Below are 11,163 nucleotides of genomic sequence, written 5' to 3' on the forward strand. Positions count from 1 at the left end.
CGTCCGACCCGGTGGGGCGAGCCGGCTTCGACGGCGAGATCGACACCCACTTCTGGGACCGCTTCGGCGGCGCCTTGCTGCTCAGCATCGTCGATGACGCGGCCTATGCGGTGGCCGGCCCGAACAACGGGTCCAATATCACCCGCCTGCCGTCGGACGCCGCCGGGATCGCGGTGCAGAACTTGATCAACATCCCGCCCAGCTTGCGCAAGGCACAGGGGTCCGAGGTGTCGATCTTCGTCGCCCAGGATTTCGACTTCTCCGGCGTCTACGGCCTCAAGAGCCGTTGAGCCATGGCCCACGACACCGCCGTCCTTGAGCACTATCTCCGGCCCCTTCAGGCCTGCCTGGAGCCGGCCGGTGTGACCGAGGTCGTGGTCAATCGTCCGGGCGAACTCGGCATCGAAGACGAGGGCGGCTGGGAATGGCGCGCGGCGCCCGACCTGACCGAGACCTGGCTCTCCACCCTGGCCAAGGCCGCGGCCGCCTTCACCGCCCAGGACGTCACCCCAGAGGCCCCGATCTGCTCGACCGTGCTGCCGGGCGGTGACCGATGCCAGATCGTCATTCCGCCGGCGGCGGAGCGGCTGTCGCTGACCCTGCGCAAGCCGTCCGAGGCAACCTTCGATCTCGACGCCTTCGCCCGCAACGGGCTGTTCGACGACGTGGCCCTGGCGACCAACGACCTCGCGGCCGAGGAGACATCGCTTCTGGCGTTGCGCGACGCCGGCGACTGGCCGGCCTTCTTCCGGCTGGCGGTGCGGAGCCGGCGTAATGTGCTGATCTCCGGCGCGACGGGGTCGGGCAAGACCACCTTCGCCAAGGGGCTGGTGCGGCTGATCCCCGAAGGCGAGCGGTTGCTGACCATCGAGGATGCCCGCGAGCTGACCGTCCCCCATCGCAACGCCGTGCACATGCTCTACGCCAAGGACGGGCAGGGACTCGCCAAGGTGGGCGCCAAGCAGCTTCTGGAAAGCGCGCTCCGCATGCGGCCGGACCGCATCCTGCTGCAGGAGCTGCGCGACGGCACCGCCTTTTTCTATCTGCGGAACGTCAATACCGGCCATCCCGGCTCTATCACCACCATCCACGCGGACAGCGCTACCCTGGCTTTCGAACAGCTCACCTTGCTGGTGAAGGAGTCCGAAGGCGGCCGGGATCTGGGGCGGGATGACATCCGGTCCCTGCTGCACATGCTGGTCGATGTGGTGGTGCAGTTGCGCCGCATCGACGGCCGCTTCCGCATGACGGAGGTCTGGTATGACCCGCTTCGCAAGCGCGCCCTGGCCGCTTAAGGCCGCCTATGTCGCCACGCTGGCGACGGCGGGAGCCGCCCTGCTGGGCGGGCTCGCCGTGGTCATTGCTCTCGCGGGCCTGAAGCGCCTGTCGCCCGAGATCGATCCGGCGCAGGTCCCGGCCTGGTTCTGGTACTTCCGCGACGATCCGCTGGTGCGGCGGTGGCTCGGCGTCGGCCTGCTTTCGGCCTTCTGCGGCGCGGGAGTGGTCACCATCGGCGTCGTCCGCAACCGGCGTCCTCCGCTGCATGGCGCCGCCCGTTGGGCCAGCGAGGCCGAGCTTGTCAGCGCCGGCCTGCGGGCGCGCCAGGGGATCGTGCTCGGCCGCAAGGGCGGCCGGTTGCTGGTGTTCGGCGGCTCGGAGCACGTCATGCTCCATGCGCCGACCCGAAGCGGCAAGGGCGTCGGCGTGGTCATTCCGAACCTCCTGACTTGGCCGGACTCCGTCGTGGTCCTCGACGTGAAGCGTGAGAACTGGGAGGCCAGCGCCGGCTTCCGCGCCGCCCACGGCCAGGACGTGGTGCTGTTCGACCCCCTCGATGCGGAGGGCCGGACGGCGCGGTTCAATCCCCTTGGCCATATCGACCGCACCGACGCCGTCGCCGTGCTCGACGAGCTGCAGAAGCTCGCCGTCATGCTCTTTCCGCCGCCGCAGCACGGCGACCCCTTCTGGGCCGAGGCGGCGCGGACCGGACTGATCGGCGTCGGCGCCTACGTCGCCGAAACCCCGGACCTGCCCTTCAGCCTGGGCGCCATCTATCGGGAGCTGACCCACGGCGACCCGCGCACCCGCCTGCCCGAAGAGGTCAGCGCGCGGGCGGCGGCCGGCCGGCCGCTCTCCTATGGCTGCGTCAGCGCCCTCTCCGACTTCTGCTCGGCGTCGGAAAACACCTTCGCCTCGATCAAGCAGACGATCACGGCGCGGATGAACCTCTGGCTGAATCCCCGCGTCTGCGCGGCGACCGACGCCAGTGACTTCGACCTTCGCGACCTGCGGGAGCGCCGGATGTCGCTCTACCTCGGCGTCTCGCCGGACAACCTGGCGCGGGTGGCGCCGCTCTACAATCTCCTGCTGCAGCAGCTTGTTGATTTGAACACCCGCGAGCGGCCGACCGCGGAGCGGCACGCGGTCCAGGTGCTCATGGTGATCGACGAGTTCGCGCGCCTTGGGCACGCGTCCGTCATCGCCCACGGCTTCTCCTATGTCGCGGGCTACGGCCTGCGCCTCCTGCCAGTCCTTCAGAGCCCCGCGCAGCTGCGCGCTGAGTACGGTCCAGACCTGGCCGAAGAGATCATGGCCAACTGCGGCCTGGAGATCGCCTTCGCGCCCAAAGAGCTGAAGGTCGCGCAGGACCTCTCCGAACGCCTTGGCTTCTGGACCTATTCGAGCCGGTCCCACAGCCGGCCGACGCTGCTGTCGGGTGGCCGGCGCAGCACCACCGAATCCGATCAGCGCCGCGCCCTGATGATGCCGCAGGAGTTGATCCAGATGGACCCCTCCCAGCTCATCCTGCTGCGCGCGGGCATGCCGCCGGTGCGCGGCCGCAAGATCCAGTACTGGCGCGAGAAGGCGTTCCAGGCCCGCGTGGCTCCGCCGCCGGCCGTCGCCGCCCATCCCGGGATCGGGACAGGGGTTTCAATCTCACCGCCGCCGCCCGTGGCGGCGGCGGCCGCATCGCGCCAGGACGACCTAAGCCTCGACCTCGTCGCGCCGGCCCTGGAGGCGGCGGGCTTCGAGGCCCTGCCGGCCGAGGGCGCGACCGACGCCGAGGTCGAAGGCTGGATGGAGCGCTTTATCGACGCGTCCGTGACGCGACAGGAGGTCGACTATGTCCGGTGACATCGATCGCAACCAGATCGACAGCGAGGGCCGCGGGCGCTCGACGAGCAAGGGGGATGTGCCCGAGACCTTGAAGCGGCGGTACTACCTCGACGACCGTGGCGGCCCGGGACTGGGCTTCTACGCCGACGCCCGCATCCAGACCGCCGCCTTCCGCGACCTGGGCGCCCGCCTGACGTCGCCGCGATCGGACCCCAACGCGATCCGCGACATGGCCGCCGTCGCGCACCATCGCGGCTGGACCGTCGTCGTCGTCCACGGCGAGGCCGCCTTTCGCCGTGAGGCCTGGCTAACGGCGGGCACGCTCGGCATCGAAGTCAGAGGCTACCAGCCCACCGAGCGGGATCGTCAGGAGCTTGAACGGCGGCAGGCGGCGCTGGAACGGAAAGCCGCCCGCACGGCCGCCGAGCGGCCGGAGCGGGGAGATCGCGAGGCTCGCGAGAGCAGCGGCGCAGGGCGCAGCAACATGCGGGTCGTCGAGGCTGTGGTGCGGGCGCGGGTCGGGGACCGACCGGCTCAGGACCGGATCCTCTCGGCCGCTCGCGAGCGCTTGGCGTCCTGGCTGGAGCAGGGCGCGAGGCTCCGGCCGCTCGACGTGGGCCGGGCGCAGGTTCAGCCAGAGTCGCACCGCGCGCGAGATCGGCAGCGCAGCCGCTAGTTATGCGGCATTGGTAGATTCAACGCGGGCTTGAGTAGATCCTCGCCCTTCGCAATATGTAGTCTAGAGACCGTGGTTTCATCGGCGACAGAAGTGTCCCCGTTCTTCCATGAAGGGACGGGCGCTTCTCGCTTGGAATCTGCGGGCGTTACGCACCGCCAAGTCGCTCTCACAGGAGCGGCTGGCGATCGATGCTGGTGTCGACCGAGCCTGGGTGAGCGAGCTTGAGCGGGAACAGGGCAACACGTCCGTCGATCTACTCGACCGACTGGCCGAGGCGCTGGACGTGCCGGTCGCAGCGCTGCTCGCCGAACCGGAGCCCGACGCGGACAAGCCGCAACCCCTGCGCAGCGGCCGACGTCGCCGCGAATGATCTCGGCAAGGGCTAGGGCCAATGGATCGGGCCCTTGTCTGTGCGCACGGCAAGATGGTCGCGCTGGTGGCCAGCGTGCTGCAGGCCTCGGGTGTCACCACGACAGATGAGTTTGCCCGGCTCTTGCAGGTCTTTGCCGACACGGTGGGCGAAACCGACGCCGAACAGGCCGAGATCCTGGCCGTCTGGTCGCAGACCGTTGCCGCCATGCTGCCGCCGCAGCCGAGGCACTGAGTGACAAGGCTGTTCGCCCAGCGCACGTCGCGCTGGATCCGATCATGATCGCATGGCGGTTGATCATCGGAAGGTTCTGCGACGGAAATTCGCGTCGCAACACCGCATCGCTGCGCGCATCATCATAGAGTATAGTTGGCTGGCTCGTGGGCAGAGTTCCCGCACTCCATGTCCTGGGAACGGCTTCCACCCCGGGGAACCTCCAGCCTTCGCGAAGGGCCGCTAATGGCGACCTCCCCCATTCCGGCCGTACTGCGCGCTGGTCCACTACGCCCCGACGTGCGTGAGGCATGACGCAAACGGGTTATCGCGAGTTTTCGGAGGCGAACCCAGACGCGGTCGTCGTCGTCGATGCCCGCGGTCGCATCAACTTTGCCAACCGGCGGGTCGAAGCCATGTTGGGGTACGCTCCCAATGAACTCTTGGGAAAATCGCCGGACCTCCTGGTGCCCGAGCGCTATCGGAGCGGCCACGCGGCGCACATGGCGCGTTTCATGGCCGACCCCAGCCCGCGCATGATGGGTGCGGGGTTGAACCTCGCCGCAAGACGCAAAGACGGCAGCGAATTTCGGTCTGAAATCAGTCTCAGTCCCTATCGCTCTACCGAGGGCCCGGTCGTCATCGTCGCCATCCGGGAGGTCACCGGCCCGCCGGAAAGGGATGTGCTTGAAACCGAGAATTCCGGCCTGCGCGACTTGCTGCAGTTGGCCAGACACGATGCGGCACGCCTGCTAGAGGCGGCCGGAATCGACGCCACAGAACAGGAAGGCGCGAAGCGGCTCCAACGTCTGTTGTTGGACGAGATGCACCACCGCATGAAGAACATGCTGGCGACGGTTATGGCCATAACGTCTCAGAGCCTGCGGTCGGCGGCGACCCTGGAGGAGGGCCGCGAGGCGATCATCAATCGTCTCACCGCGCTGGGTAGGGCCCAGGACCTGTTGCTCAAGGCCAATGAGGCCGGCGCCATGCTGACCGACCTTGTCGCAGCCGCCGTCGAACCCTTCGAAGATGATGACGATCCGCGCTTCGTCTTGCCTTTCGCGGCGATCGCAATAGGTCCTGCGGCCGTTCTGCCGCTGACCTTGTCGCTGAATGAGCTTTGCACCAATGCGGTGAAGTATGGCGCCCTGTCCAATCCAACGGGCCGCGTAGAAATCATCTCCACGGCCGATGAGCAAAGCCAGTTGTTCAGCCTGACCTGGACAGAAAGGGGCGGTCCGCGCGTTGTGCAGCCCACCCGGCGAGGCTTCGGTACGCGGCTCTTAGGAGCTCTGGCCGGGCAGCTTCATGGGGAGGTGACAGTGCGCTACGAGCCGGAAGGCATCGTCTACCAGCTCGACAGTCCGCTTCCAGTGCTCCGAGCGCTGCGCGAGCTCGCACACTAGGCGGAAAGACTGGCGAGTGCTCGCTGAATAGACGCCACGTCTCTGGGATTGCTGCAATCGCGCGCCACGGGTCGAGCGCCTGCGACGGGCTTGCGACAAGCAGACGTCGCGACCATCCGCAACGAGAACCGACATCCGAGGACGGGCTGTCCATATGACAAGCTCAGCCTGAGGGCGTGGACGAGGATGCGCCTGGTTCAGTAGGTTAAACAGCGCGACGACGATGTGCGTGGGTGCCAAGGGTTTGGCGATAACGACGCTGCCGGGCACCCCATGCGCGCTCCACTCGTGGGCGCTGTCGCCCGTCATGTAGACAATCGCGATGGTCGGGTTAGCCTCGCGGGCGGCGGTGGCCACCTCCCAGCCTGAGGGGGCGGGGCCGAAATTGATATCGGTCACCAGTGCCCTCAGGTCGCCATCGCCGGCCAACGCTTGGAGCGCTTCGCGACCAGTGCCCGCCGTCACGACCCGGAACCCCGCCTCTTCCAACGGCTCCTGAACAAGGTCCCGCACCAGGACTTCGTCGTCGGCCAGCAGGACGGCTGGGCCACTCGGCAACTCACTCACGAAAGCTCCCCCAAGTGTTGGATAACAGGCAATGTCAGAACGCACCGGTCCTTAGGGGTCCGGGCGAAAGGGGAGGGGGAAGACTTTCCTCTGCGGTCAAGCCAAGTTCTTGCCCGACCTCATCGAGCGGGGCGGCCCCCGCAACGCCCCCGAGATGGAGGGCCATAGGCGCAGCCGCATCGAAGGGATCACGGCGCCGCTTCGCGGCTGGCCGGGTGGCCAGACCTTCAGCCGGCCCAGGGTCCGCCGGCCGGCCAGGCGGCCGCGAACGGCTCGGCTTTCGCCGCGCCGAGCGTCGGGGACATGACCAGCGATGCGATCTGGGCCTGGATCTCGGGGAACGGCTCGGGCGCGAGTGAAATCTCGGTGCGCTTCAGGAACGCGGCCCACTGCGCCTGCTTGGCGTCGGCAAAGGCTGCGGTGAGTGCGACCGGCGGCTCGCTCGGCAGCGGTGTTTCGCGCTGCGCGAACGTGGCGGCGATGGCCTTCGCGAGGATCGGGCCTTCGAAGGTGAAGGTGTTGGCGATGGCCCAGAGGTCGAAGAAGTCCTTCATCCGCGTGTTGATCATGCCGAGCGCGGTCATCGCCTGGAACTTCTCGGCGACGACGGTTTCAGGCGGATAGGCCCGCAGCTTCGGCTGCGGCAGGTCCAGCAGCGAGGGATAGTCGATGTCCTGGGCGCCGGGCGTGATGGCGTCGCCGAAGCCGATGTCGACGTGGATCGGCGGGCGCGCGCCGGCGAGCTCGGCCTGGAAGTCGAGGCGGACCCCGCTGTACTCGTCCTCGGCGCGGGCGGCGGCCGCCACGACGGAGTCCGGCTTGAAGATGATCCCGTCATCGGCCGCGATGACCATGACCTCTCGGAAGAGGCCGGCCACCTGGTCGGGGTCGTTGTTGCCGAAGCCCAGCAGGTCCAGGTCGCCGGTGGCCCGGTAGGGCGTGGGCGCCCAGAGGCTGAAGAGCATGGCGCCCTTGAGGACAAAGAGTTGCCGGTAGTCTGAGACGCTGAGGCGCCACAGGAGCCGCTCGATGACGTAGCGGGTCATCAGCAGCTGGGCGTTCTCCTTGCGCTCGCGCGCCCGGTTGGTGAGGCGCGCGCGGGCGGAGACGGCCATGTCCTTGGGCTTGTCGGTCACGTCAGCGCCTCGAGGTAGGGGCGCATCACGGTCTGGACTCGATCGATCTCGGCGAAGCGCCAGAGCTCGTCGATGGGGGATTTGCGATCGGCGCGCCGCATGAGGTCGCGCAGCGCCTCCACCGCGACGTCGAGGCCGATCTTGTTGCGGTACTTGAAGGCATCGACCACGGTTTTCGCGGGCGAAGTGATCGGGACCGACACCTGGTCGATCTCGTGGTGCTCGACGCCTTCGGTGAGGGCGCGGCCGCTGGCGCGGATGACGCGGATCTGCACCGGGGCGCTGGTGGGCGCCCAGTCCTTGGGGCCGAGCAGCATCCACACGGCGTGCGGCGTCTGGGTGGTGAGGTCATGGTACTGCAGGGCCGACAGCAGGCCGATCACGCCGCGGGGCTGGAGGCGCGCGGCTTCCGCCAGGCTCGTCGCGACATCCGAGGGCGAGCCGGCGAGACGGTAGAGTCCGCGTCCGATTTGGAGGAACACGCCCTCCTCGGTCAGGCGCTTGAGGGTCATGCGCGGCACCCCAGCCGCGTCGAAGTCCGACCCGCGGGCGATCCCACGGGTTTGGGCCACCTTGATGGCGCGTTGGCGATGGCCTTTCGGTTCCATGGAGTGGGTTATAAATCCTAGATGAATGTTTGCAAAGACCTAGGTTTTGTAACAACGCAGAGGGGTGCAGGAGGAGGGGAAAGCCTTCCCCTGCGCCGGAGCCCCGGGTCTCCGTCGACCCCTTCGAGCGGGGACGCCCCGCAACGCCCCGGAAACGGGGAGCGGCCGGCGAGGCCGGGGCGAGGGGCCTCGCGGGCCAGGCCAATCATAGGAGGAGGGAGGGACCGGACGACCGGACTCATCCGGAGCTGTGCCATGTCTCTTCACATGATCGTTCGGACCCTGGGCGGCGACCTCTACGATCGCGGCCGCCGCGCCAACATCCCCGCGCCGGGCCACAGCCGTCACGACCGCTCGGTCTCGCTCCTCCTTCAGGGGGACCGGGTGGTGGTGCACACCTTCGGCGGCGGCGACTGGCGCGAGGTGCTCGACCATCTGCGCACGCTGAAGCTGATCGACGCCGCCAATGCGCCGCTGTCGGTGGCGGCGGCTGAGGCGCGGGCGGTCCCTGCGCCGGCGACCCGCCTGGCGCGGCGCGAGGCGGCGCTGCGGCTGTGGGAAGGCGGGCGCCGCACCGCCGGTACAGCGTCGGAGCGCTACTGCCGGGCGCGCGGCTGGGTCGGCCCACTGCCAGCGCCTGACGTCCTGCGCCACAACGGAGAGACGCCGGTCTCCGCCTATCGCCGGGGCGGCTACGCCCGCCCCGCCCTGCTGGCGGCGATCCGCACGGCGGACGGTGAACTGACGGCGGTGGAGGTGACCTACCTGACCGCCCAGGGCTGGCGCGCCACCGACCTGCGCCTCGCGCGCAAGACCGTTGGCCCCGCGCCCGGCGGCTGCGCCATCCGGCTGGATGAGGCCGCCCCGGACATGCTGGTCGGCGAAGGGGTGTTCACGACCCGGTCCGCCAGCGCGTGGTTCGGTCTGCCCGGCTGGGCGCTGGGCTCGACGCGCAACCTGCGGGTCTGGCGTCCGCCGGCCGGCGTGCGTTCGGTGCTGATCGCCGCCGACCGCGGCCAGGACGGGGAGGCGTCGGCCGAGCGGCTGCGCGCGGGGCTGGTCCATGACGGGGTGACGGCGGCCGTGGCCCTGCCGCCGGGTGCATATGGAGACTGGAACGAGTGGTTCGTGGCGGTCGGGCCCGGCCGCGGTCGGGAGGAGAGAGGAAGGGCGGGGTCGGGTGCGCCCAGGGGCAGGATGACCCTCGCCCAGGCGCCGGAGCCTGATCCCAATGACTGACGTCACCTTCCCCACGTCTGAGACCGCCGTCCTGGCGGCGCCCATGGTCCGCATCCAGGTTCGCCTCGGCGACCTGGGCCTGGCCAAGGAGAACCTTCGCTTCGCCGAGCCGGCCGATGACGGCGTGCCCCAGCTCGCCGACACCATCCTGGCCGCCGGCGTGGTGATCCCGCCGATCGTCCGCTCCGGGCGCAAAGGCGAGGAGGCCCACATGGCGCTCGACGGCCGCCGTCGGCGGCTGGCCTTGCTGCTTCTGAAAGAGCGCGGCGCGATCGACGACGACTATCTGGTGGAGTGCCAGCTGGCCGAGGCCAGCGCCCAGTCGTAGCCCTGCCCGGCCACCTCGAAGATCTTGTCGGTCGCGGTGTCGACCGCCAGCGTGTCGTTGCCGAAGCCGCCGATCAGGCTGTCGGCGCCGGAACCGCCGATCAGCCAGTCGTTGCCGCTGCCGCCGGCCAGCGAGTTGGTGCCGCCGGTGCCGGTCATGGTGTTGTCGAGCCCGTTGCCGATGGCGCGCAGCGCGCTGCCGCCCATGGTGAGGTTCTCCACCTCCGCCGCCATGGTGTAGGCGCCGGCGACCGAGTGCACCGTGTCGAGGCCACCGCCGCCCAGCTCGATGATGCGGTCGGTGCCGGTGTCGACGAAGTAGCTGTCGTTGCCCGAACCGCCGACCAGGGTGTCGATGCCGCTGCCGCCGTTCAGGGAGTCGGCGCCGGAGAAGCCGAACAGCGTGTTGACCTGGTTGTTGCCGGTCAGCAGGTTGGCCGCGGCGTTGCCCTGCCCGACCTTGGCGGTGCCCAGCAGCACCAGGTTCTCCAGGCCGGCCGCCAGCACCGTGTTGGCCGCCGCGCGCACCGTGTCGAGGCCGCCGGCGTCGAAGATCGTATCGCTCGCGGTATCGACCACGTAGGTGTCGTCTCCCGAGCCGCCGATCAGCGTGTCGCCGCCGGACGAACCGTCCAGCAGGTCGGCGCCCGAGCCGCCGAACAGGGTGTTGACCCCGGCGTTGCCATAGAGCGAGTCGTTGCCCGCCGAGCCGCTGCCCCAGGCCACGCCGGCCTGGAGTTGCAGCGCCTCGACCCCGGCGAAGAGGCCGATCCCGTTGACCTGCGCGCGGACGATGTCGAGACCCTGGGTCTCCACCACCGTGTCGCCCAGGTTGTCGAGGTAGTAGACGTCGTTGCCCGAGCCGCCCACGAGGGTGTCGGCGCCGACCTTGCCGTCCAGCGTGTTGTTGGCGCCGTTGCCCTGGATGAAGTTGGCGACGTTGTTGCCGAAGCCGTTGATCGCGGCCGCGCCGCCCAGGATCAGCGCCTCGATCTCCGCTCCCAGCGTGAAGCTGAGGTTCGCCTGCACCGTGTCGTAGCCGCCGTTGACGACATCGGTCACGCGGTCGGTCGCGGTGTCCACCAGGTAGAGGTCGTTGCCCGAGCCGCCGTAGAGGCTGTCGATGCCGGAGCCGCCGTTCAGCGTGTCGTTGCCGGAGTTGCCCAGCAGCGTGTTGGCCTGGTTGTTGCCGGTGATGGCATTGGCGTCGGCGTCGCCGATGCCGAACTTGGCGGTGCCCAGCAGCACCAGGTTCTCGATGCCGCCGCCCAGCGTCGCGTTGGCCGTGGTGCGCACCGTGTCGCTGCCGTCGCCGCCGAAGGCGCGGTCGGTGCCGGTGTCGATGGTGAAGGTGTCGTTGCCCGAGCCGCCGTAGAGGCTGTCGCCGCCCGAGCCGCCGTCCAGCAGGTCGGCGCCCGAGCCGCCGAACAGGGTGTTGGCGCTGGCGTTGCCATAGAGCGAGTCGTTGCCCGCCGAGCCGCTGCCCCAGGCCACGCCG

At 69.1% G+C, this 11,163-nt stretch carries 12 protein-coding genes and 1 pseudogene; 9 read left to right on the forward strand and 4 right to left on the reverse strand.

What is annotated here, in order from left to right; genetic code table 11:
- The 7 genes from QZV94_RS17960 to QZV94_RS17990 all read left to right on the forward strand — a co-directional run.
- Positions 1 to 290 (forward strand): TrbI/VirB10 family protein (locus QZV94_RS17960; RefSeq protein ID WP_293679811.1); only part of this gene is annotated, 290 nt, incomplete at its 5' end.
- A 3-nt stretch (positions 291 to 293) separates the two neighbouring features.
- Positions 294 to 1,295, forward strand: coding sequence for a P-type DNA transfer ATPase VirB11 (gene virB11 / locus QZV94_RS17965; RefSeq protein ID WP_293679814.1), 1,002 nt, complete (start codon positions 294 to 296; stop codon positions 1,293 to 1,295).
- On the forward strand, positions 1,261 to 3,135 hold the full coding sequence (locus QZV94_RS17970) for a type IV secretory system conjugative DNA transfer family protein (protein WP_293679819.1): 1,875 nt from the start codon (positions 1,261 to 1,263) through the stop codon (positions 3,133 to 3,135). Before virB11 ends, QZV94_RS17970 begins: the two co-directional genes overlap by 35 nt.
- Positions 3,125 to 3,793 carry an LPD7 domain-containing protein gene (locus tag QZV94_RS17975; protein WP_293679824.1) on the forward strand — a complete coding sequence of 223 codons (669 nt, stop codon included), beginning with the start codon at positions 3,125 to 3,127 and terminating at the stop codon, positions 3,791 to 3,793. The genes QZV94_RS17970 and QZV94_RS17975 overlap by 11 nt, the downstream gene beginning before the upstream one ends.
- A 109-nt stretch (positions 3,794 to 3,902) precedes the next feature.
- A complete protein-coding gene (locus tag QZV94_RS17980) occupies positions 3,903 to 4,166 on the forward strand; it encodes a helix-turn-helix transcriptional regulator (protein WP_293679829.1) in 264 nt (87 codons plus the stop codon).
- Between the two features lie 21 nt (positions 4,167 to 4,187).
- On the forward strand, positions 4,188 to 4,400 hold the full coding sequence (locus tag QZV94_RS17985; protein ID WP_293679834.1) for a hypothetical protein: 213 nt from the start codon (positions 4,188 to 4,190) through the stop codon (positions 4,398 to 4,400).
- Positions 4,401 to 4,690: 290 nt separating this feature from the next.
- The gene (locus QZV94_RS17990; protein ID WP_293679837.1) at positions 4,691 to 5,788 is read left to right on the forward strand and encodes an HWE histidine kinase domain-containing protein; all 1,098 of its coding nucleotides are present in this window, start codon (positions 4,691 to 4,693) and stop codon (positions 5,786 to 5,788) included.
- 225 nt (positions 5,789 to 6,013) lie between these two features.
- On the opposite strand, the pseudogene QZV94_RS17995 reads toward QZV94_RS17990, so the two are convergent.
- From QZV94_RS17995 to QZV94_RS18005, 3 genes and pseudogenes are all read right to left on the reverse strand, one after another.
- Positions 6,014 to 6,400: pseudogene (locus QZV94_RS17995) on the reverse strand (response regulator); the annotation flags it as partial.
- Positions 6,401 to 6,582: 182 nt separating this feature from the next.
- Positions 6,583 to 7,491, reverse strand: a complete 909-nt coding sequence (locus QZV94_RS18000; RefSeq protein ID WP_293679839.1) for a nucleotidyl transferase AbiEii/AbiGii toxin family protein — start codon at positions 7,489 to 7,491, stop codon at positions 6,583 to 6,585.
- On the reverse strand, positions 7,488 to 8,099 hold the full coding sequence (locus QZV94_RS18005) for a type IV toxin-antitoxin system AbiEi family antitoxin domain-containing protein (RefSeq protein ID WP_293679842.1): 612 nt from the start codon (positions 8,097 to 8,099) through the stop codon (positions 7,488 to 7,490). The genes QZV94_RS18000 and QZV94_RS18005 overlap by 4 nt, the downstream gene beginning before the upstream one ends.
- 255 nt (positions 8,100 to 8,354) lie before the next feature.
- Here QZV94_RS18005 and QZV94_RS18010 point away from each other — a divergent pair, with 255 nt between their 5' ends.
- Together QZV94_RS18010 and QZV94_RS18015 are read left to right on the forward strand one after the other, a co-directional pair.
- A complete protein-coding gene (locus tag QZV94_RS18010; RefSeq protein ID WP_293679845.1) occupies positions 8,355 to 9,338 on the forward strand; it encodes a toprim domain-containing protein in 984 nt (327 codons plus the stop codon).
- Positions 9,331 to 9,666: a ParB N-terminal domain-containing protein gene (locus QZV94_RS18015; RefSeq protein ID WP_293679848.1), complete on the forward strand. Its 336-nt coding sequence runs from the start codon at positions 9,331 to 9,333 to the stop codon at positions 9,664 to 9,666. The genes QZV94_RS18010 and QZV94_RS18015 overlap by 8 nt, the downstream gene beginning before the upstream one ends.
- Here the strand turns inward: QZV94_RS18015 and QZV94_RS18020 are convergent.
- Positions 9,621 to 11,163: calcium-binding protein (locus QZV94_RS18020; RefSeq protein ID WP_293679852.1), on the reverse strand; the 1,543-nt coding region annotated here is incomplete at its 5' end. The two genes, QZV94_RS18015 and QZV94_RS18020, sit on opposite strands and share 46 nt — an antisense overlap.

Source organism: uncultured Phenylobacterium sp., assembly GCF_902826855.1.
Lineage (GTDB): Bacteria > Pseudomonadota > Alphaproteobacteria > Caulobacterales > Caulobacteraceae > Phenylobacterium.